At 62.4% G+C, this 20231-nt stretch carries 20 protein-coding genes and 1 tRNA gene; 11 read left to right on the top strand and 10 right to left on the bottom strand.

From position 1 onward, the window contains the following. Positions 1 to 23 precede the first annotated feature (23 nt). Together hemN and LPA34_RS08650 are read left to right on the top strand one after the other, a co-directional pair. Positions 24 to 1415 carry an oxygen-independent coproporphyrinogen III oxidase gene (hemN, locus tag LPA34_RS08655; RefSeq protein ID WP_228977008.1) on the top strand — a complete coding sequence of 464 codons (1392 nt, stop codon included), beginning with the start codon at positions 24 to 26 and terminating at the stop codon, positions 1413 to 1415. Between the two features lie 145 nt (positions 1416 to 1560). Continuing rightward, positions 1561 to 1645 (top strand) — tRNA-Leu (locus LPA34_RS08650). A 108-nt stretch (positions 1646 to 1753) separates the two neighbouring features. Here LPA34_RS08650 and LPA34_RS08645 read toward each other — a convergent pair. Next, the gene (locus tag LPA34_RS08645) at positions 1754 to 2680 is read right to left on the bottom strand and encodes a LysR family transcriptional regulator (protein WP_228977006.1); all 927 of its coding nucleotides are present in this window, start codon (positions 2678 to 2680) and stop codon (positions 1754 to 1756) included. A 124-nt stretch (positions 2681 to 2804) separates the two neighbouring features. Here LPA34_RS08645 and LPA34_RS08640 point away from each other — a divergent pair, with 124 nt between their 5' ends. Next, the gene (locus tag LPA34_RS08640; protein ID WP_228977004.1) at positions 2805 to 3536 is read left to right on the top strand and encodes an SDR family oxidoreductase; all 732 of its coding nucleotides are present in this window, start codon (positions 2805 to 2807) and stop codon (positions 3534 to 3536) included. Between the two features lie 131 nt (positions 3537 to 3667). Then, positions 3668 to 4561: an SDR family oxidoreductase gene (locus tag LPA34_RS08635; RefSeq protein WP_228977002.1), complete on the top strand. Its 894-nt coding sequence runs from the start codon at positions 3668 to 3670 to the stop codon at positions 4559 to 4561. Between the two features lie 131 nt (positions 4562 to 4692). Here the strand turns inward: LPA34_RS08635 and LPA34_RS08630 are convergent, their stop codons facing one another. Continuing rightward, complete coding sequence (locus LPA34_RS08630) at positions 4693 to 6072, bottom strand: amino acid permease (RefSeq protein WP_228977000.1); 1380 nt, start codon at positions 6070 to 6072, stop codon at positions 4693 to 4695. A gap of 331 nt (positions 6073 to 6403) precedes the next feature. On the opposite strand from LPA34_RS08630, the gene LPA34_RS08625 reads away from it, so the two are divergent. Together LPA34_RS08625 and LPA34_RS08620 are read left to right on the top strand one after the other, a co-directional pair. After that, the gene (locus LPA34_RS08625) at positions 6404 to 7108 is read left to right on the top strand and encodes a pseudouridine synthase (RefSeq protein WP_228976998.1); all 705 of its coding nucleotides are present in this window, start codon (positions 6404 to 6406) and stop codon (positions 7106 to 7108) included. A gap of 168 nt (positions 7109 to 7276) precedes the next feature. After that, positions 7277 to 7465, top strand: coding sequence for a hypothetical protein (locus LPA34_RS08620; RefSeq protein WP_228976996.1), 189 nt, complete (start codon positions 7277 to 7279; stop codon positions 7463 to 7465). A gap of 143 nt (positions 7466 to 7608) precedes the next feature. On the opposite strand, the gene LPA34_RS08615 is transcribed toward LPA34_RS08620, so the two are convergent. Continuing rightward, positions 7609 to 8625 carry an NAD-dependent epimerase/dehydratase family protein gene (locus LPA34_RS08615; RefSeq protein ID WP_228976994.1) on the bottom strand — a complete coding sequence of 339 codons (1017 nt, stop codon included), beginning with the start codon at positions 8623 to 8625 and terminating at the stop codon, positions 7609 to 7611. A 67-nt stretch (positions 8626 to 8692) separates the two neighbouring features. Between LPA34_RS08615 and LPA34_RS08610 the strand changes: the two genes are divergently transcribed. The 3 genes from LPA34_RS08610 (at position 8693) to LPA34_RS08600 (ending at position 11711) form a co-directional block, all read left to right on the top strand. Beyond that, on the top strand, positions 8693 to 9724 hold the full coding sequence (locus LPA34_RS08610) for a CDP-6-deoxy-delta-3,4-glucoseen reductase (protein WP_228976992.1): 1032 nt from the start codon (positions 8693 to 8695) through the stop codon (positions 9722 to 9724). A gap of 302 nt (positions 9725 to 10026) precedes the next feature. Then, positions 10027 to 11211 carry an acetylornithine transaminase gene (locus tag LPA34_RS08605; RefSeq protein ID WP_228976990.1) on the top strand — a complete coding sequence of 395 codons (1185 nt, stop codon included), beginning with the start codon at positions 10027 to 10029 and terminating at the stop codon, positions 11209 to 11211. A gap of 20 nt (positions 11212 to 11231) precedes the next feature. Continuing rightward, entirely contained in the window at positions 11232 to 11711 is a 480-nt protein-coding gene (locus tag LPA34_RS08600; protein ID WP_228976989.1) for a GNAT family acetyltransferase, read from the top strand. A 69-nt stretch (positions 11712 to 11780) separates the two neighbouring features. Here LPA34_RS08600 and LPA34_RS08595 read toward each other — a convergent pair whose 3' ends face one another. From LPA34_RS08595 to LPA34_RS08565, 7 genes are all read right to left on the bottom strand, one after another. Next, positions 11781 to 12497 (bottom strand): ABC transporter ATP-binding protein, encoded by a 717-nt coding sequence (locus LPA34_RS08595; RefSeq protein WP_228976987.1) that lies wholly within the window; start codon positions 12495 to 12497, stop codon positions 11781 to 11783. After that, a complete protein-coding gene (locus LPA34_RS08590) occupies positions 12497 to 13273 on the bottom strand; it encodes an ABC transporter ATP-binding protein (RefSeq protein WP_228976985.1) in 777 nt (258 codons plus the stop codon). The genes LPA34_RS08595 and LPA34_RS08590 overlap by 1 nt, the downstream gene beginning before the upstream one ends. A 20-nt stretch (positions 13274 to 13293) precedes the next feature. Further along, positions 13294 to 14463 carry an ABC transporter permease subunit gene (locus LPA34_RS08585; RefSeq protein ID WP_228976983.1) on the bottom strand — a complete coding sequence of 390 codons (1170 nt, stop codon included), beginning with the start codon at positions 14461 to 14463 and terminating at the stop codon, positions 13294 to 13296. A 13-nt stretch (positions 14464 to 14476) separates the two neighbouring features. Beyond that, a complete protein-coding gene (locus LPA34_RS08580) occupies positions 14477 to 15427 on the bottom strand; it encodes a branched-chain amino acid ABC transporter permease (protein WP_228976981.1) in 951 nt (316 codons plus the stop codon). 227 nt (positions 15428 to 15654) lie between these two features. Then, positions 15655 to 16851, bottom strand: coding sequence for a branched-chain amino acid ABC transporter substrate-binding protein (locus LPA34_RS08575; protein WP_228976979.1), 1197 nt, complete (start codon positions 16849 to 16851; stop codon positions 15655 to 15657). A 555-nt stretch (positions 16852 to 17406) separates the two neighbouring features. Continuing rightward, positions 17407 to 18366: a 4-hydroxy-3-methylbut-2-enyl diphosphate reductase gene (ispH, locus tag LPA34_RS08570; RefSeq protein ID WP_228976977.1), complete on the bottom strand. Its 960-nt coding sequence runs from the start codon at positions 18364 to 18366 to the stop codon at positions 17407 to 17409. A 2-nt stretch (positions 18367 to 18368) separates the two neighbouring features. Further along, on the bottom strand, positions 18369 to 18824 hold the full coding sequence (locus LPA34_RS08565; protein WP_228875069.1) for an FKBP-type peptidyl-prolyl cis-trans isomerase: 456 nt from the start codon (positions 18822 to 18824) through the stop codon (positions 18369 to 18371). A gap of 176 nt (positions 18825 to 19000) precedes the next feature. Between LPA34_RS08565 and radC the strand changes: the two genes are divergently transcribed. Beyond that, the gene (radC, locus tag LPA34_RS08560; RefSeq protein WP_228976975.1) at positions 19001 to 19750 is read left to right on the top strand and encodes a RadC family protein; all 750 of its coding nucleotides are present in this window, start codon (positions 19001 to 19003) and stop codon (positions 19748 to 19750) included. 239 nt (positions 19751 to 19989) lie between these two features. Then, positions 19990 to 20223, top strand: a complete 234-nt coding sequence (gene rpmB / locus LPA34_RS08555; RefSeq protein WP_007586227.1) for a 50S ribosomal protein L28 — start codon at positions 19990 to 19992, stop codon at positions 20221 to 20223. Positions 20224 to 20231 lie beyond the last annotated feature (8 nt).

Below are 20231 nucleotides of genomic sequence, written 5' to 3'. Positions count from 1 at the left end.
CGCCGCGCCATCACACCATTTCCATGACCGCCGCCGACACCGACACGCTCTTTCGCCCCGACCTCCTCGCGAAGTACAACGCAAACGGCCCACGGTATACGTCCTATCCAACGGCACTTCAGTTCCGCGACGATTTCAGCCTGGCCGATTACACACGCGCCGCAGCCGATCCTGGCGCGGCAGGCACCGACCTTTCGCTGTATTTCCACATTCCGTTTTGCGACACCGTCTGCTTCTATTGCGGCTGCAACAAGGTCGTGACGAAGAACCGTGCGCATGCGCGTCCCTATCTCGACCGGTTGAAACGTGAGGTCGCGTTGCAGGCGGCGTTGTTCGATACGAAGCGTGTCGTGTCGCAACTGCATTGGGGCGGCGGCACACCGACGTTTCTCTCGCACGACGAAATGGCCGAACTGATGGCGGCCACGCGCGAACACTTCCAGCTCGCGCCCGACGCGCACGGTGAATATTCGATCGAGGTCGACCCGCGCGAGGCTTCGCCGGAAACGGTCGCGCACCTGCGCTCGATGGGCTTCAACCGTTTGAGTCTCGGCGTGCAGGACTTCGATCTGCGTGTGCAGCAGGCCATCAACCGCATCCAGCCCCTCGAAATGACCAGCAGCGTGATGCACGCGGCGCGCGCGCACGGTTTCCATTCGATCGGGGTCGATCTGATCTACGGGTTGCCGCATCAAACCGTCGACAGCTTCAGCAACACGCTCGACACCATGCTCGCGCTCGCGCCCGACCGGCTATCGGTGTTCGGCTACGCGCACATGCCGCAACGCTTCAAGATGCAACGCCAGATGGACCCGGCAACGCTGCCCTCGCCGGAAGTGCGGCTCGCGATCCTGCGTCGCGTGGTCGAGCGTCTGACCGGTGCGGGATACGTGTACATCGGCATGGATCACTTCGCGCTGCCCTCCGATGAACTCGCACGCGCGCAGGCGCAGCGCACGCTGCATCGCAATTTCCAGGGCTACAGCACGCGGGCGGAATGCGATCTGATCGGCTTCGGCGCATCGTCGATCGGCAAGGTCGGCGATGTGTACGCGCAGAACGAAAAAGAACTGCCCGCATGGGCCGAAGCGATCGATGCGGATCGCCTCGCGATCACGCGAGGCGTGCGTCTGACGCACGACGACCGCCTGCGTCGCGATGTCATCACGCAATTGATGTGCAATCTCGAACTGCGTTTCGACGAATTCGACGCGACGTACGGCATCGATTTCACCGAGACGTTCGCGCCGGAACTCGCCCACCTGCAATCGTTCGCGGACGACGGGCTCGTGTCGATCGGCGCGCGACGTCTGGATGTGCTGCCCGCGGGCCGGATGCTGGTGCGCAATATCGCAATGGTGTTCGACCGCTATCTCGGCCAGCAGACGCTGGAGCGGTTTTCGCGCACGCTTTGAGGGCCGTCGCGGCCGTGGCGGGCCGCCCGGCAACTTGCCCGGAGACGCGTTTTCAGCCATAATCCGCGTTTCCCGCAGCGCCAGGTTACTTCCGCGCGAGGAAATATCAAGGCAACATCGACGTATTACCCATAAGCACCCACAAGCCCAGGTGGTGAAACAGGTAGACGCAGGGGACTCAAAATCCCCCGCCGCAAGGCGTGCCGGTTCGAGTCCGGCCCTGGGCACCAGAACATCGCTTCATGCAGTAAAAAAAGCAGTAGCAAAAACCCGCGCCCATCATGACGATGCCGCGGGTTTTGTTTTTTACGCCTGAAAGTTCCGCCCGGCGTCACTGCTCAGCCCACGCGTGCATCGCCCGCCGCGCCCGCGTCCCACCGGCCGAAAAGCCCCGCCAGCCAGTCCACGAACACGCGCACCCGCGGCGACAGCTGCCGGTGATGCGGATACATCGCCGATACCGGCATCGTCGGCAGTGGACAGTTTTTCAGCACTTCGCGCACCGTGCCGTTCGCGATGGCCTGCATCGCGTGATATCGCGGCACCTGCACGAGCCCCATTCCCGCGACACAGCACGAGAAGTACGCATCCGCGTTCGATACCGAAATGCGCCCCTTCATCTCGATCTCGCGCCGCACGCCGTCGATCACAAATTCGAACGGCCACGCACGCCCCGTCGCGGCCAGCGTGTAATTCACCGCCCAGTGGTCTTTCAGGTCCTCAAGTGTTCGCGGTTCGCCGTGACGGTCGAGATAAGCGCTGCTCGCGCACGTCACCTGCGCCATGTCGGCAAGCCGGCGCGCCACCATCGTCGAATCCTTCGGCGTGCCGGCCCGCAGCACGCAGTCGAAGCCCTCGCGCACCATGTCGACGGTGCGATCGCCAAAGCCGATATCCAGATCCAGCTCCGGGTACCGTTCGCAGAACGCAGCCAGCTCGGGCAGCACGATCTCGTGAGCGAGCGTGGCCTGCATGTCGACCCGCAGCTTGCCCTTCGGCTTCAGCGAAGCCTCCGTGAATACCGACTCCGTCTCCTCCAGATCGGCCAGTAGCCGCACGCAGCGCCGGTAGTAGGCGTCGCCGTCGAGCGTCGCGCTGACACTGCGCGTCGTGCGCTGAAGCAGACGCACGCCAAGCCGCGCTTCGAGCTGCTTGATCGCGTGCGTAACAGTGGCGCGCGGCAGGTTCAGCGCATCGGCCGCAGCCGTGAAGCTGCCCAGCTCGACGATCCGCGTGAATACCTGCATCGAATGAAAGCGGTCCATACAATTGTTGATCAAGATTGCACAGTTATGGCAATCCTACCGTATTTATCCAATTCGATAGCGCGTGCAGAATGCATTCACAGCATCACTGAACCCCTTTCGAACCCATTCAAGGAGCAGCATCATGAGCAAGATCGCACTTGTTACCGGAGCATCCCGCGGCATCGGCGCCAGCATCGCGAAACGTCTGGCGCACGACGGCATGACCGTCGTCGTGAATTACTCGAATCGCGTCGAGGAAGCTGACGCAGTCGTTGCGGAAATCGCCGCGGCGGGCGGCAAGGCGTTCGCCATGAAGGCGGATGTGTCGAGCGCGAAGTCGGTGCGCGAGATGTTCGACGCGGTCGAAACGCAACTCGGCAAGATCGACGTTCTCGTGAACAACGCCGGCATCATGCCCGCTGTGAAACCGCTCGCCGAACACGACGACGACACGTTCGACCGCGTTTTCGCGATCAACCTGAAGGGCAGCTTCAACACGATGCGCGAGGCCGCAACGCGCCTGAACGACGGCGGCCGGATCGTCAACTTTTCGACCAGCGTCATCGGTCTCGCCTTTCCGGGCTACGCGGTCTATGCGGCCACGAAGTCCGCAATTGAAACGATGACGAACATCCTCGCCAAGGAAATGCGCGGTCGCAGCATCACCGTCAACGCGGTCGCGCCGGGACCGACGGCCACGGACCTCTTCCTCACGGGCAAGTCGCAGGAAACGATCGACAAACTTGCCAAGGCCGCGCCGCTCGAACGCCTCGGCACGCCGGATGACATCGCTGCCGCCGTCGCCTTTCTCGTCGGTCCGGATGGCGCGTGGATCAACGGCCAGACGCTGCGCGCCAACGGCGGAATCGTCTGAAGCGAAAACATGCGCGAACGGCGAGCGCGCCACGTCTCGTGCGTGCCGCCTGCGAATGCGCCGGCACGCCGATCGACAAATCTGCGGCGCAGCCGCACGCCCCACTCATACGCAAGAGAAGGAGCAGAAACATGAAACAGGTCATTCTCGTCACCGGCGCGTCGACCGGGATCGGCAACCTTACGGTTCGCGCGCTCGCCGCGCACGGTCATACGGTGTACGCCAGCATGCGCGACGTCGCCGGCCGCAACGCCAGCCGTGTGCGCGAACTTCGCGATTATGCGTTTGCCGGCGGCTTCGATATCCGTGCTTTAGAACTCGATGTGCTGTCGCAGGAATCGGCCGATAGTGCTGTCGCTGAAATCATGAAGGCCAGCGGCCGGCTCGACGTGATCGTGCATAACGCCGGTCACCTCGTGATCGGCCCGACCGAAGCGTTCTCGCCGGAAGAGATCGTCCGCGTGTTCGATACCAACGTGCTCGGCGCGCAACGCGTCAACCGTGCCGCGCTGCCGCATCTTCGGGCACAGCAGTCGGGTTTGCTGGTGTGGGTAAGCAGCACGACGACGCGCGGCGGCTACCCTCCGTTCATGGGCCCGTATGCCGCCGCGAAGGCCGCGATGGATTCGTTTGCCGTGACGATGTCGTATGAACTCGCGCGCTTCGGCGTGGAGACGTCGATCGTCGTGCCCGGCGCGTTCACGAGCGGCACCGCGCACTTTCCGAATGCCGGCAAACCGGCCGACACGGCAACCGCCGCCCAATACGCCCGCTACGACGGCCTGCTCGACCAGGTGGGCGCGCGACTCTCGGCGTTGTCGCCGGCAGATGCGGACCCCGTTGCGGTCGCAGAAGAAATTGCGCGCGTCGTCGACCTGCCGGCTGGCGCGCGGCCCGCGCGCACCGTGATCGACTTTATCGATGATGGCGCCGCCGATGTCATCGCGCTTGGTGAATCAAAGCGTATCGAATTCGCGGGCCGCATCGGCATCGCCGATCTGCTGACGCCGAGCGTGCGAACGTGAGCATCGCTGCTGCTGAACGCGACGTCACGGTCGAAGCGCTATCGCGCTTTCTTGCTGAACGGCTGTCTGGTCCAGCGTGGCAATGGCCGCGTTGAACCCGCGAGCCGTGACGTCATCGCACGATGGCACGCTTACGCGTTGCCGGCCCGTGCGAGCTTAGCCGCGGAGCGCCGCTTCGTGATATAACCCGCCCACATCAGGATCAGCCACACGGGCACGAGCAGCACTGAAACGGCGAGCCCGGGCGTCATGACGAGAATCACGAGGATCATCGCCATGAACGCGAGACAGATCCAGTTGCTGACCGGATACCAGAGCGACTTGAAGACGAGCGTTTCGCCTGCCTGCACCATCGCCCTGCGCGACTTCAGATGGGTCAGGCTGATCAGCGACCAGTTGATCACGAGTGCAGCGACGACGAGCGCCATCAGCACGCCGAGCGCCTCTGCCGGAATCAGATAGTTGATGATCACGCACGCGAACGTCGCGAGCGCGGAGAGCCCGATCGCCATATAGGGCACGCCGCGGCGGTCGACCTTCAGCAGCGCGCGCGGCGCGTTGCCCTGCTCCGCGAGGCCGTACAGCATGCGGCTGTTCGCATACACGCCGCTGTTGTACACCGACAGCGCCGCCGTCAGCACGACGATGTTGAGGATGTTCGCCGTCAGACCCGCGCCGATCTGCGAGAAGATCATCACGAACGGGCTGCCGCCGGACGCCACCTGGTTCCACGGATACAACGAAAGCAGCACCGCAAGCGAGCAGATGTAGAAAATCAGGATCCGGTAGATCACCTGATTCACGGCTTTGGGAATGCTCTTTTGCGGGTTGTCAGCTTCCGCGGCGGTGATACCGATCAACTCCAGCCCGCCGAACGAAAACATGATGACCGCGAGCATCATGAAGAGCCCATGAAAGCCATGCGGGAAAAAGCCGCCGTCGCGCCACAGGTTCGTGACCGACGCCTGCGGACCGCCATGACCGCTCACGAGCAGATAGCCGCCGAACAGGATCATACCGATCACCGCCACGACCTTGACGATCGCGAACCAGAACTCGGTCTCGCCGTACGCCTTCACGTTCGCCAGATTGATCGCGTTGATGACGACAAAGCACACGAGCGCCGAAACCCACGACGGCACACCGGGCCACCAGTAATGCACGTACGTGCCGACAGCCGTGAGCTCGGCCATGCTGACGAGCACATACAGCACCCAGTAATTCCAGCCTGACAGGAAGCCCGGAAAGTCGCCCCAGTATTTGCAGGCGAAGTGGCTGAACGATCCGGCGACCGGTTCCTGCGCGACCATTTCGCCGAGTTGGCGCATGATGAAAAACGCGATGATGCCGCCGATCGCGTAACCGAGAATCATCGACGGACCCGCCGCCTTCAATACGCTCGCCGAGCCGAGAAAGAGGCCGGTGCCGATCGCGCCGCCCAGCGCGATCAGCTGGATATGACGATTCTTCAGGCCGCGTTTCAGGCCGTCGTGATGCTGTGGATTCTTCAAAGTGTTGCGCCTTGCTGTCAGGAAACCGGATGCCGGGGCACTTCGCTACGCGGGCCTGGCTAAACCCTTGATTTTAACTCGCCCGCGTCTCACGTCTCGCTGGTGGCGCGAGCCGGCGCGTGCCTTCGCCGCGATTGAGCGTGTGGTTGAAGACGTCGCTTGCGCAGCCCCACTTCCGGTGGACAAGTAACGTGAGCCCGGCCTGAACGGCCCGCCGGGTAAAATGCACGCGATGCGACGGGCTGCAGTCCGTCACCCGGTGCACGCGGATGCGCCCACTCACCCGTTCACTGCGCGCGACACCACCGCCACTCCGTCTTTCTGCTCCCCAATGAATCTTGAACGCGTGCTGTTTTCCCAGGGTTTCGGCTCACGACGCCAGTGCCGCGCACTCGTCACTGGCGGTCATGTATCGATCGACGGCGTGGTCTGCGCCGACGCAGATGCCGACTTCCCCACCGACACGCTGACGTTCGTCATCGACGAAATCGCGTGGCGTTATCACGAGCATGCGTACATCCTGCTGAACAAGCCCGCGGGTTATGAATGCTCGCGCGATCCGCAGCATCATCCGAGCGTGTTCAACCTGCTGCCGCCGCAGTTCGCGATGCGTGGCGTGCAATGCGTCGGACGCCTCGATCAGGACACGACGGGCCTGCTGCTGCTCTCCGACGACGGCCAGTTCGTTCACGCGCTCACGTCGCCCAAACGCAAGGTGCCGAAGGTTTATCTGGCCACCACCCGTCACCCGCTCGACGACGCGCAACTCGACGCATTGCGAGTCGGCGTGCTCCTGCATGGCGAGTCCGCGCCGGTCGCCGCGGTCGCAGCCAGCGCGCGCGACGGACACGCGCTCGAACTCACCGTGCTGGAAGGCAAATATCACCAGGTGAAGCGGATGGTCGCGGCGGCGGGCAACCGCGTGGAGGCGCTGCATCGGGAGCGCATCGGCGGCCTCGCGCTTCCCGCGGCGCTCGCCGAAGGTGAATGGCAATGGCTCGACGAAGCCAGTCTCGCCGCGCTTCGGGCGGGGTAAACACCGAAGGCCGCGACTTGAGGACTGCCGTCGCCGGACATCTGCGTTACCCATCTCACACTGCCGCGCAAAAAGGTATCCGTTGCGCTGCGCCGCAGCATGCCCTTCGTTACGTCCCGCCCTATACTCAATTAAACAACGATTAAAAAGTATTCAAGGAGGGGCGCCATGATCATCCACGATGGTTATGAAATTTCAACAATGACGATTGCGTTCGTGTGTTTCGGGATCGTTCTCATCGCCGGTGCGCTGGCGATGATGCGTCTGCGACACCGCTATCCTCCGAGCCTCATCGGTGCGCTGGTCGGCGCACTCCTGTGCTTCGTGCTGCTGGAAGCGCTACCCGCGATTACGTGAGTCGGGATCGCATCACGTAGGTGATGAGCGACGCCGCATCGCTTCGCGCCGAAGCGATGCGCGGTGATGTGCGCAGCGTGCGTGATGAAGCGCAGTGCCTTCTATTCGATGTACGAAGTTGGCTGCAACCACCTCGTGGCGCGTTATGCGCCCACGTTCGCCCGCAGAAAATCCTGCACCGCCGGATAGCGCAAACGCATCCGCAATTCGCGCTTCATCCTCGTGTTCAAAAGACGTCGCGATTCGCGCATGAACGACAGCAGCATCGGCTCGAGCTGAGTCTCGGCTTCCTCACGCGTGACGCGCGGAGGACGCGGCAAACCATACGCATCGGCAACCGTGTCGAACCAGGCCGCCATTTTCAGCGTCGAATCGTCCGAGGCGTGGACGACGCGCCCCGGTCTGCCATGCGTCGACATCCGTACGAGGATCGCCGCGAGATCGTCGGCGTGAATGTGACTCGTGTACACATCGTCGGCGTCGGTCAGTGCGGGCGTGCCCTTCTCCAGCCGCGCAAGCGGCAGCCTGTTGCCCGCATAAATGCCCGGAATCCGCGCGACCGTGGCGCTCACCGTCCCGCGCGCTGTCGCCCGGCGCAACTGCTGCTCCGCCGACACCCGGCGCTTCGCGCGGTCGCTGGCAGGCTGCACGCTACGTGTCTCGTCGATCAGCGCGCCCCCGCAGTCGCCATAGACACCCGTCGTGCTCGCGTAGACGACGCGCAGCGGCGCGGCTGACCGGGCGAGCCGGGCACCCCGCTCGGGTACAATATTGGCTGTTTCGCGATCCATCCATGCGAGGCGCGAACGCCGCATCCGCGCGACTGGCGTGAACGCGGCGCGCGCCGGCTGCATGCGGCGCGAAGTGAGCGCGGCGAGCAGCGCACGTGTACGGCGATCGTCGTCGCCGGTCTTCTGCGGCGGGGCAAGATGCAGCACCACGGGCGCGAGGCCCGCAAGGCGCTTCAGGCTGCGACGCACGTCCAGGTCGCCGACCAGCGGCGAGGTGCCAGCCGCGCGCAGTTCGGCGCGGCGCGCTTCGTGGCTCGTCAGGGCAAAGACGTGGGCGCGCGGATGCAGCAGTTCGACGCAGCGCATGCCGACATCGCCGCAACCGACGATCAGCAGGCGCGGCCGGCGCAAGGTTCGTGTCGCTTTCATGGTGGACGCATTGTAGCCGTCAGGCACGGCAGGCACCGATTCCCGACTTTTCGTTTTCGATCGATATATGGCATTTAACGTAACGCTCCGGCAAAGCGGCCGGCAGTTTCAGGTAGAACCCGACGAACCCGTGCTGATCGCGGCCCTGCGCCAGGGCGTGGGCCTGCCTTATGGCTGCAAGAACGGCGCATGTGGCTCGTGCAAGGGCACGGTCCTCGCCGGCGAAGTCGAGCAGCGTCCGCATTCGTCGTCGGCGCTGTCGAACGATGAAAAGACCCGTGGCATGGCACTGCTGTGCTGCGCGACCGCGTGCTCGGATCTCGAAGTCGATATCCGCGAAGTGGCGGGTGTCGGCGACGTGCAGGTCAAGAAGCTGCCGTGCCGCGTCAACGCGGTCGAGCGCAAGGCCGACGACGTCGTCGTGCTGAAGCTTCAGCTGCCGGCCAACGAACGCCTGCAGTATCTCGCCGGCCAGTACCTCGAATTCATCCTGAAGGACGGCAAGCGCCGCAGCTATTCGATGGCGAGTGCGCCGCATGCCGAAGGCCCGATCGAGCTGCACATCCGTCACATGCCCGGTGGCGTCTTCACGGATCACGTGTTCAACACGCTGAAGGAGCGCGACATCCTGCGCTTCGAGGCGCCGCTCGGCACGTTCTTCCTGCGCGAGGATTCGGACAAGCCGATTGTGCTGCTCGCATCGGGCACGGGCTTCGCGCCGCTCAAGGCAATCGTCGAACACGCGATTTTCAAGAACATCGACCGGCCGATGACACTGTACTGGGGTGCGCGCCGCAAGAAGGATCTGTACCTGCTGGAACACGCGGAGCAATGGGCGAAGGACGTGCCGAACTTCCGCTTCGTGCCGGTGCTCTCCGAGCCCGACGCGAACGATGCATGGACGGGTCGAACAGGCTTCGTTCACCGTGCGGTGATCGAAGATCTGCCGGATCTGTCGGGTTATCAGGTGTACGCGTGTGGCGCGCCGGTGATGGTCGAATCGGCGCAGCGCGATTTCACCGCGCACCACAAGCTGCCGGAAGATGAGTTTTATGCGGATTCGTTCACTAGCGCCGCGGATCTCGCCAATCCAGTTTGATCCGCTGGCAGGCCGCCGATACGGTCATGGCATCAGTCGCGCGGACAAAAAATCGCTCGTCCGCGCGATTGGCGGTTTACACCGCCCGCCTCGTTGTCGTATTCTTTCGCGCATGAACCGCATCCAGTCCGAACTTCGACGTCGCCGCTCGCCGCTCCCTTAGGGGCGCCGCTGGCTTCGTCACGGATTCGCGCCTTTACAGGGCGCACGCTGTTCGAATCATGAAAGCCACGGACCTCCGTGGCTTTTTTGTTTTTCCGGTCCCTTCTTCAACCCCCTGCTTCGGATGGAGCCCCGCCGTCATGAAATTCACTGAGTATCCGATCGAGTCGCTGATGTACATCACCAACCGGCCCGAAATCGTTTTCACGCACGGCAAGGGTTCGTGGATCTACGACAACGAAGGCAAGCGTTACCTCGATTTCATCCAGGGCTGGGCGGTCAACAGTCTCGGTCACTGCAACGAGGGCATGATCGAGGCGCTCGAAAAGCAGGCGCGCACGCTGATCAATCCGTCGCCGGCGTTCTACAACGAGCCGATGGCGAAGCTCGCGGGCCTGCTCACGCAGCACAGCTGCTTCGACAAGGTCTTCTTCGCGAACAGCGGCGCCGAAGCGAACGAAGGCGCGATCAAGCTCGCGCGCAAGTGGGGCAGGAAACACAAGGACGGCGCGTACGAAATCATCACGTTCGACCACAGCTTCCACGGCCGCACGCTCGCGACGATGTCCGCGAGCGGCAAGCCGGGCTGGGACACGATCTACGCGCCGCAGGTGCCGGGTTTTCCGAAGGCTGATCTGAACGACATTGCGTCGGTCGAAAAGCTGATCACGAAGAAGACCGTCGCCGTGATGCTCGAGCCAGTCCAGGGCGAAGGCGGCGTGATTCCGGCCACGCGTGAATTCATGCAGCAACTGCGCGCGCTCACGAAGCAGCACAACCTGCTCCTGATCGTCGATGAAGTACAGAGCGGCTGCGGCCGTGCCGGGACGCTCTTCGCGTACGAGCTGTCGGGCATCGAGCCGGACGTGATGACGCTCGGCAAGGGCATCGGCGGCGGCGTGCCGCTTGCGGCGCTCCTCGCGAAAGCCGACGTGCAGGTGTTCGAGGCCGGCGATCAGGGTGGCACGTACAACGGCAACCCGCTGATGACGGCCGTCGGTTATTCGGTGATCTCGCAACTGACGGCGCCGGGCTTTCTCGAAGGCGTGCGGGCACGTGGCGAGTATCTGCGCGCGCAGCTGCTGGCGCTGTCGGAAGAGCGCGGCTTTCTCGGCGAACGCGGCGAAGGCCTGCTGCGCGCGCTGCTGCTCGGCAAGGACGTCGGCAACCAGATCGTCGAGAAGGCGCGTCAGATGCAGCCCGACGGCCTGCTGCTGAACGCGGCACGCCCGAACCTGCTGCGCTTCATGCCGGCGCTCAACGTCACGAACGAAGAGATCGACCAGATGATGTCGATGCTGCGTTCGATTCTCGACTCGCTGTAAACGTCGACACGCGCCGTCACATGACATCACACACCATGCCGTCGATCCGCTGCTTCGATGCAGCCGATACCGATGCCGTCGTCACGCTGTGGCAGGACGCGTTCCCTGAGTATCGGGACGTGACCCGGCTGCACCGCAATCCTCATCTGTCGATCGCGAACAAGCTCACGATGCAGCCGGAGCTATTCTTCGTCGCGGAAATGGACGGGCGTATCGTCGGCACGATCATGGCCGGCTACGACGGACATCGCGGATGGCTCTACTCGCTCGCCGTCGATACGTCGCTGCGACGGCGCGGCATCGGCAAGCAACTCGTCGTGCACGCGGAACACGCGCTGACCGCGCTCGGCTGTCCGAAGGTGAACCTGCAGGTGCTATCTGCAAAAGCCGGGGTGCGCGGCTTCTACGAAGCGCTGGGCTATCGGGCGGACGAAGTGGTCAGTCTCGGCAAGCGTCTGGGTGAAACCGCGGAAACGGCGGTGAACCATACCGCCGCGTAATAAAAAAGCCGCATGCGTTCATCTCACGCATGCGGCTTCTTCAGCTTCACATCAAATGACGCAGCCGGCTTACTCGCCGAGATAAGCTGCGCGCACCTTCGGATCGTCCAGCATCTGCTTCGCGTCACCCGACATCGTGACGAGACCGGAGTCCATCACGTAGCCGCGGTTCGCGGCCTGCAACGCCAGACGTGCGTTCTGCTCGACCAGCATCACCGTGATGCCTTCCTTCGAGATTTCGCGCACCACTTCGAAGATCTTCTCGACCATGATCGGCGACAGACCCATCGAAGGTTCGTCCAGCAACAGCAGCTTCGGCTTGCTGATGATCGCGCGTGCCATCGCCAGCATCTGCTGCTCGCCGCCCGAGAGCGTGCCCGCATACTGCGTCGCGCGTTCCTTCAGGCGCGGGAAGAAGCCGAACATGCGCTCGACGTCCTTCTTGATGCCTTCGGTGTCGTCGCGCAGATACGCGCCCATCTGCATGTTCTCGATAATCGACATGCGCGCGAAGATGCCACGGCCTTCCGGCACCATTGCCAGACCGCGCTTGAGCAGTTCGTGCGCCGGCAGCCCCTTGATCGACTGGCCCATGTACTCGATGTCGCCGGACGAATACGACTTCAGGCCCGTGATCGCCTTCATCGTCGTCGTCTTGCCCGCGCCGTTCGCGCCGATCAGCGTGACCAGTTCGCCCTGCGCGATTTCGAGATCGATGCCCTTGACCGCCTGGATGCCGCCGTAATTGACCTGCAGGCCCTTGATTTTCAACATTGCCGTAGCCATCAGTGGACCCCCGCGCCCAGGTAAGCCTCGATCACCTTCGGATCCTTCTGCACGTCGTGCGGCAGACCCTCAGCAATCACCTTGCCGTAATCGAGCACTGTCATGCGGTTGCACAGGCCCATCACCAGCTTCACATCGTGTTCGATCAGCAGAATCGTCTTGCCGTCCGCGCGGATCTTGTCGAGCAGCCTCGTCAGCTCGACCTTTTCCGTCGCGTTCATGCCGGCGGCCGGTTCGTCCAGTGCGAGCAGCTTCGGATCCGTTGCCAGCGCGCGGGCGATTTCCAGACGCCGCTGGTGACCGTACGACAGGTTGCGCGACGTGTAGTCCGCGTACTGCAACACGCCGACGTATTCCAGCAGTTCCAGCGCGCGCTCCTTGATCTCGCGCTCTTCCTTGCGCTCGGCGGGCGTTTGCAGCACCGCGCCGATCAGGCCGTGCTTCGTGCGCACGTGCCGGCCGACCATCACGTTTTCCAGCGCGGTCATGCCGCCGAACAGACGGATGTTCTGGAACGTACGTGCAATGCCCGCCTTCGCAACCTGATACACGGCGGTCGGCGTGTAGTTCGTGCCGTCGAGCTTGAAGTCGCCCGAATCCGGCGTGTACAGACCCGTGATCACGTTGAAGAACGTCGTCTTGCCGGCGCCATTCGGGCCGATCAGGCCGTAGATCGTGCCTTCCTCGATCTGCAGACCGACGTCGGAGAGGGCCTGCAGGCCGCCAAAGCGCTTGTTCACGCCCTGGACGGACAAACGGATTTTTTTATCGCTCATATGATTTCTCCGGCAGGGCCTCAGGCGCGCACCGGCTTCTTGCCGTTACGCTTCGCCAGTTTCGCAATCTTGTCCTCATGCTTCGGCGACGGCCACAGGCCTTCCGAGCGGTACAGCATGATGAGCACCATCGCGAGACCGTACAGCAGCTGACGGATCACTTCCGTGTCGACGATTTCGTGACCGAAGATCCAGTTCTGCAGCGGACCCATCGTCGAGCGCAGGAATTCCGGGAACACGGCGAGCAGCACCGCGCCGAGAATCACGCCGGGAATGTGGCCCATACCGCCCAGCACCACGCACGCCAGCACGACCACCGATTCCCAGAATGTGAACGATTCCGGCGACACGAAGCCCTGGAACGAGCCGAACATCGCGCCCGACAGGCCGCCGAACGACGCACCCATCGCGAATGCCAGCAGCTTCACGTTACGGGTGTTGATGCCCATTGCCTTGGCAGCGATTTCGTCTTCGCGGATCGCGGCCCATGCGCGGCCGATGCGCGAGTGCTGCAGACGCGTACACACCCAGATCACCAGCAGCGAACACAGCACGAACAGGTAGTAATACATGTACACGCTCGGGAACGAAAACCCGAGGAACGTGTGGGTCTGCGCGAGACTGAAGCCGGCGACGTTGACCGGATCGATGCCGGTAATCCCCTTCGGACCGTTGGTGATATTCACCGGACGGTCGAGGTTGTTCATGAAAATCCGCACGATTTCCCCGAAGCCCAACGTCACGATCGCGAGATAGTCGCCTCGCAGACGCAGCGTCGGCGCACCGAGCAGAATCCCGAAGATCGCCGCCAGCGCCATTGCCACCGGCGCAATAATCCAGATCGGGGTATGCAGGCCGTTCGGGAACAGATGCGCGATCCATGCGAACTGGGAGGTCAGGTGCGGCGAGCTCAGCAGCGCCGCGGTGTACGCGCCGATCGCGTAGAACGCGATGTAGCCCAGGTCGAGCAGGCCGGCAAAGCCGACCACCACGTTAAGGCCAAGCGCCAGCATCACGTACAGCATCGCGAAGTCGAGCACGCGGACCCAGTAGTTGCCGCCTGCCGCGCCGATGACCATCGGCGCCGCGATCACGAAGATCGCGGTGATGATGCCGACGGTCAGCGTCTTCGTCAGATTCTTCTCGGGAATGAGCGTCGTGGACGGCTCGATCGGTTGAATTGAGGTCATGTTCTTCTACTCCTTATGCTCGATCCGCGACACGTTCGCCCAGGAGGCCCGACGGACGGAACACCAGCACGATGATCAGCACGATGAATGCGAACACGTCCTGGTAGTTACTGCCGAACACACCACCGGTCAGGTTGCCGATGTAGCCCGCGCCGAGCTGTTCGATCAGCCCGAGCAGCACGCCGCCGACCATCGCGCCACCGAGATTCCCGATACCGCCCAGCACCGCCGCGGTAAAGGCCTTGAGACCCGGGATGAAGCCCATGTAGAAGTGCGCGTTGCCGTATTCCGACGCGATCATCACGCCGGCGAGCGCAGCAAGCGCCGAGCCGATCATGAACGTCGCCGAGATCACGAAGTTCGGATTCACGCCCATCAGCGACGCATTGCCGGGATTCTCGGCAATGGCCCGCATCGCGCGGCCGAGCTTCGTCTTGTGCACGAGCAGCAGCAGGGCCGCCATCACGACGAACGCCACCACGATGATCACGATTTCAGTCACCGATATCACGGCGCCCGGCGTCGTGTCTGTGGCCCTGATCACATTGATCGGATCGGTCGGCAGCAGTTGCGGGAACGGCAGCGGATTGCGCGACCAGATCATCATTGCGAGCGTCTCCAGCAGGATCGATACGCCGATCGCGGTGATGAGCGGTGCAAGACGAGGCGCTTTGCGCAACGGCCGGTACGCGACCCGCTCGATCGCATAGCCGACGACCGCGCAGACAACCGCGGCGATGACCAGCGCGATACAAAGCGTGGCCACGTTGCCGAGGCCAGGAAAGTGGTTCTGCAGCACGCCTATGGCTGAGAGCGCAACCATCGCGCCCACCATCAACACATCGCCGTGGGCGAAGTTGATGATGCCCAGAATGCCGTAAACCATCGTATAGCCCAGTGCGATGATGGCGTAGACGCTGCCAAGCACCAGTCCGTTGAGGATCTGCTGGATGAAGATATCCATTTAATGCTCCTTAGCCCGTGCGACTGGATTCGCGCTCGTCATCCGGCGGGTAGACCGGGATGAATCACGGAATCGCAACGGCACTGCGGGTACTGATAAAAGACCGGTAAGGGTTACCCGCTCCGGATTCGCGTGGCTGCTGTGTTGCAGCAGCCGGCTTGTCCGATGCGGATGCAAAAACGGCACCGTCAGGTGGTTCGGTGCCGTCAGGCCAGACTGTTCCGTCATCACATCTTTACGACGTCGAGAACCGCTTTCTTGCCGTCCTTGAAGTCGTACAGCGTAATGGCGCCTTCTTTCAAATCACCCTTGTCGTCGAATGCGATGTGGCCGGTTACACCGTTGTAGTCGGTGGAGGGCATCGCAGCCAGCACTTTGGGCGCATCGATCGAATTGGCGCGCTTCATTGCATCGACGATCACGTACACAGCGTCATACGTGAACGGTGCGTAAATCTGCACCGGCGTGTGGAAACGGTCGTCGTACTTCTTCTCGAAGTCCGCTCCCTTGTCCATTTTCGAAAGCGCCAGTCCCGCTTCCGAACAGACCAGGTTCTGCACGGCGGTTCCCGCCAGCTCCCCTACCTTGTCGGTACACACACCATCGCCGCCAAGGATTTTTGCCCTGATTCCGAGCGCTGCCGCCTGCTTCGTGAACGGCCCGCCCGTTGCGTCCATGCCGCCGTACATAATGACGTCCGGCTGAACACTCTTGATCTTCGTGAGAATGGCCCGGAAATCCGTGGCCTTGTCGGTCGTCGCCTCACGCGCCACGACCTTTGCACCGCTCGCCTCGACCGTCTTCGCGAACTCGTCGGCGAGACCCTTGCCGTAGGCCGTCGCGTCGTCCACCACGGCGACGCGCTTCGCGTGCAGCGCGCCGGTCGCGTAGTTGGCGAGCGCCGGACCCTGCTGGGCGTCGGTCGCGACGACGCGATACGTCGTCTTGAAACCCTGCTGCGTATACGACGGATTCGTCGAGGACGGCGAAATCTGCACGATCCCCGCATCGCTATAGATCTTCGACGCCGGAATCGAGACACCCGAATTCAGGTGACCCACCACGCCGACCACATGGTCATCGACCAGTTTCTGCGCGACCTGCGTGCCCGTTTTGGGGTCGGCAGCGTCGTCCTGCGCGTCGAGTTCGAGCTGGATACGATGCCCGTCGATGGTCAGACCCTGTGCGTCGATCTCTTCGACGGCGAGGCGTGCTCCGTTCTCATTGTCCTTGCCGAGGTGCGCAATACCCCCCGTCAACGGCGCGGCATGGCCGATCCGGACGACAGTCGCGCTGGCCGGCGCAGCCGCTGCCGGAGCAGCCGATGCACCATTGCTCGCCTCGCCATCATTTTTCCTGCTGCACGCGGCCAGCATCGCAACCGCGGCCGCGATGGTCACGGCGTGAGCAAACTTGACTCGCATTAAACAGGTCTCCTGCGCCTTGCAAAATCTGATGTCCCGAGGCCCTCTGGCCTTGAGAACGCGCGCATTGTAACTCCAATTATGCGATAGGCAATATTGTTGAACCGGCAGGGTTTTCCTGCATTGCAACCGCATTTTTGGATCAATTGTGGTGAATTGGCGCAACCTGGTTGCGATCGCCACGCGTGCATCAGTTGCACCAGCATCGATGCCCCGGGCACCAAGTGTTGCAGCAATCTTTTTTGACGCCTGATGGCAGCGCCGTTCCGTTGATTTTGTGATTCACCTGTAAGGCAATTTCCGATGCCCATTTTTAGTGCAAATAATCTGACGTTTTATTGCGTATTACACAATAAAAGGGGTCCAATCACTAAAAGCGGCTAAAAAATTTATCGAAAATTATGTGGAAATTTACGTGCGATGGCATTGGAATGACTCCTTTCACATGATGTGGCACTTATTTTCGGCAACGACAGGTTATCGGCAGGCGAAAAAAAAACGCGCCCTTGCGGGCGCGTTGCGTTTCGTGTGCGTGCTGCCTTGTGAAATTCGGGTTCAGGCGGGCAAACCCAACCCGCGAGGCAATGGAAACGCGATGTTTTCCTCGATGCCCTCGAGCGCACGCACGTTGCGCACACCCAGTTCGTGCAGACGCGCGATAACGGCCTGCGCCAGCGCTTCAGGCGCCGAAGCGCCCGCGGTCACGCCAATGCGGCGTTTGCCTTCGATCCACTTCGGATCGATCTGCGTTGGCGAATCGACCATATAGGAAGGGATGCCGCGCTTTTCGGCTACTTCGCGCAGCCGGTTCGAGTTCGAACTGTTCGGGCTGCCGACCACGATCACCACGTCGCATTGCGGCGCCATGAACTTGACCGCGTCCTGACGGTTCTGCGTCGCGTAGCAGATGTCCTGCTTCTTCGGCTCGCGGATAGCGGGGTACTTCGCCTTCAGCGCCGCGATGATTTCGGCCGCGTCGTCGACCGACAGCGTGGTCTGCGTGACGAACGCAATGCGCTCAGGGTCCGGCAGCGCGAGCGCCTGCACGTCTTCGATGTCCTCGATCAGATGCATGCCTTCGCCGGCCTGCCCCATCGTGCCCTCGACTTCCGGATGGCCCTTGTGGCCGATCATCACGATGTCGAATCCATCGGCGCGCATCTTCGCGACTTCAATATGCACTTTGGTGACGAGCGGGCAGGTTGCGTCGTACACGCGCAGGCCACGCGATTCGGCTTCCGTGCGCACCGCCTTCGAGACGCCGTGCGCGCTGAAGATCACCGTGTTGCCGGCCGGCACTTCCTCGAGCTGCTCGATGAATATTGCGCCCTTCTTGCGAAGATCCTCAACGACATAGGCGTTGTGGACGATTTCGTGGCGCACATAGATCGGCGAGCCGTGCAGCTTGATGGCGCGTTCGACGATCTCGATCGCGCGATCGACACCTGCGCAAAACCCGCGCGGCTGCGCCAGCAGGATTTCGGCTTCGGCCAGAGTCGTATCCGTGATGCTCATGTTTACAGGATTCCGATAATTTTCACTTCGAACGCCAGCGGCTGGCCGGCGAGCGGGTGATTGAAATCGAACAGGGCGGACGTTTCGCCAACTTCCTTCAGCACGCCCGCGTAGCGTCCGCCGCCAGGTGCATTGAATTCGACGAGATCGCCGGGAGAAAAATCCTCGCCGATCATGCTGTTTTCGCGCAGGGTGGCGAGCGACACGCGCTGGATCAGCTCCGGATTGCGCGGCCCGAAGGCCTGGCCAGCCGCTAGCTGAAAGGTCGAATGGTGGCCGACCTTCAATCCCAGCAGAATATCTTCCAGTGGCGGCGCCAGCTGACCGGCGCCCAGCAGCAGCGTGGCGGGCTTTTCGGTAAAGGTATTGATGATATCGGCGCCATCGGCGAGCGAAAGCCGGTAGTGAAGCGTGACGTGCGAACCCGGCTTCACTTCGGAAATGTCGATGATGCTCATGCAGTACTCGTTCGGTCGACGCGCTGCGCGTGCGCCCTGGGCGCAATACGCGCGGTGGCAACGGAAGTGCCGTGCGCAAAGGCCCTATTGTAAGCCACATATCCAGTCGCGGTCGCGCGCTTCCCCGCACGCTGCTGCCCTGGCCGTACCGACGACCTCTCATGAAGGACGACATCATGCATGACACCGATTTGCTCGCGCTGCCCGACGACATCACGATCCAGGCTCCACGCGGTGCGCCGCCTGCGTCCGTGCGCTGTCGCGACTGGCCGTCGCACGATATGCCCCGGGAACGTCTTCTCGAAGCGGGTCCCGGCGCGCTATCCGATACGGAACTGATTGTGCTCATGCTCGGCTCGGGGCTGCCTGGCCACAACGTTTTCGACGTGGCGCGGGCGCTCCTCGCCCGCTTCGGTTCGTTACGCGCCATGCTCGACGCCACGCCCGCCGACTTCGACGGACTGCGCGGCATCGGCCCGGCGCGCACCGCGCAACTACTCGCCATCGTCGAAATGGCGCGCCGCGGGCTGGCGGAAAAGATGCGCGAACGGCCGCTGATCGATTCGCCCGGAGCGGTCGAGGACTACCTGCGCCTGCTGATCGGCGCGCGCCCGTACGAGGTGTTCGTCTGTCTGTTCATGGATGTACGACACCGGTTGATCCGCTCCGAGGAAAGTTCGCGCGGCACGCTCACGCGCATGGCGGTCTATCCACGGGAAATTGTGCGGCAGGCGCTCACTTTGAATGCAGCGAGCCTGATCGTGGCGCATAATCACCCGTCTGGCGCAGTCAAACCAAGCGCCAGCGACCGGCGCCTTACACGGGTGCTACGCGACACGCTGACTCTCGTCGACGTCCAACTGATCGACCATCTCGTGATCGGTGCGCACGAAACGTTCTCGTTCGCCCGCGCCGGGTGGACCTGAAGGCCAGTTTGCAACGTGTTCAGGGTGTCGCAAACCGGTGTTATGCCGAGCCGCCAACCGCAAATAACGTTTGATTTATCGGGTTTTTTCCTGCTAGAATCACGGTTTGCCTGTTTCCAACCCTGTTCCGAAGCCACCAAGGCCTTCAGGGAAATATCGAACGATCTCAAGCATCGCTCTTCTTTCCTGGATACTTTCACGGCGTTCGAACTCAGAATTAGCGTATTAGGAGTGCTCTCATGGCACGCGTATGCCAAGTAACTGGGAAAGCGCCGATGAGCGGCAACAACGTTTCCCACGCGAACAACAAGACCAAGCGTCGTTTTCTCCCGAATCTGCAAAACCGTCGTTTCTGGGTCGAAAGCGAAAACCGTTGGGTGCGTCTGCGCGTCTCGAACGCCGGTCTGCGCCTGATTGACAAGAACGGTATCGACACCGTGCTCGCAGATCTGCGCGCACGCGGCGAAGCCTAAGGAGTAGA

The sequence above is a fragment of the Paraburkholderia gardini genome, assembly GCF_907164575.1.
In the GTDB taxonomy this organism is placed as follows: domain Bacteria; phylum Pseudomonadota; class Gammaproteobacteria; order Burkholderiales; family Burkholderiaceae; genus Paraburkholderia; species Paraburkholderia gardini.
This window is presented reverse-complemented; position numbering and strand designations above follow the sequence as displayed.

Bases quoted from the DNA above. Each gene is read 5' to 3' on its own strand.
- hemN (WP_228977008.1), top strand. From the start codon at position 24: ATGACCGCCGCCGACACCGACACGCTCTTTCGCCCCGACCTCCTCGCG.
- LPA34_RS08645 (WP_228977006.1), bottom strand. From the start codon at position 2,680: ATGGACCGCTTTCATTCGATGCAGGTATTCACGCGGATCGTCGAGCTG.
- LPA34_RS08640 (WP_228977004.1), top strand. From the start codon at position 2,805: ATGAGCAAGATCGCACTTGTTACCGGAGCATCCCGCGGCATCGGCGCC.
- LPA34_RS08635 (WP_228977002.1), top strand. From the start codon at position 3,668: ATGAAACAGGTCATTCTCGTCACCGGCGCGTCGACCGGGATCGGCAAC.
- LPA34_RS08625 (WP_228976998.1), top strand. From the start codon at position 6,404: ATGAATCTTGAACGCGTGCTGTTTTCCCAGGGTTTCGGCTCACGACGC.
- LPA34_RS08620 (WP_228976996.1), top strand. From the start codon at position 7,277: ATGATCATCCACGATGGTTATGAAATTTCAACAATGACGATTGCGTTC.
- LPA34_RS08615 (WP_228976994.1), bottom strand. From the start codon at position 8,625: ATGAAAGCGACACGAACCTTGCGCCGGCCGCGCCTGCTGATCGTCGGT.
- LPA34_RS08610 (WP_228976992.1), top strand. From the start codon at position 8,693: ATGGCATTTAACGTAACGCTCCGGCAAAGCGGCCGGCAGTTTCAGGTA.
- LPA34_RS08605 (WP_228976990.1), top strand. From the start codon at position 10,027: ATGAAATTCACTGAGTATCCGATCGAGTCGCTGATGTACATCACCAAC.
- LPA34_RS08600 (WP_228976989.1), top strand. From the start codon at position 11,232: ATGACATCACACACCATGCCGTCGATCCGCTGCTTCGATGCAGCCGAT.
- LPA34_RS08595 (WP_228976987.1), bottom strand. From the start codon at position 12,497: ATGGCTACGGCAATGTTGAAAATCAAGGGCCTGCAGGTCAATTACGGC.
- LPA34_RS08590 (WP_228976985.1), bottom strand. From the start codon at position 13,273: ATGAGCGATAAAAAAATCCGTTTGTCCGTCCAGGGCGTGAACAAGCGC.
- LPA34_RS08585 (WP_228976983.1), bottom strand. From the start codon at position 14,463: ATGACCTCAATTCAACCGATCGAGCCGTCCACGACGCTCATTCCCGAG.
- LPA34_RS08580 (WP_228976981.1), bottom strand. From the start codon at position 15,427: ATGGATATCTTCATCCAGCAGATCCTCAACGGACTGGTGCTTGGCAGC.
- LPA34_RS08575 (WP_228976979.1), bottom strand. From the start codon at position 16,851: ATGCGAGTCAAGTTTGCTCACGCCGTGACCATCGCGGCCGCGGTTGCG.
- ispH (WP_228976977.1), bottom strand. From the start codon at position 18,366: ATGAGCATCACGGATACGACTCTGGCCGAAGCCGAAATCCTGCTGGCG.
- LPA34_RS08565 (WP_228875069.1), bottom strand. From the start codon at position 18,824: ATGAGCATCATCGACATTTCCGAAGTGAAGCCGGGTTCGCACGTCACG.
- radC (WP_228976975.1), top strand. From the start codon at position 19,001: ATGCATGACACCGATTTGCTCGCGCTGCCCGACGACATCACGATCCAG.
- rpmB (WP_007586227.1), top strand. From the start codon at position 19,990: ATGGCACGCGTATGCCAAGTAACTGGGAAAGCGCCGATGAGCGGCAAC.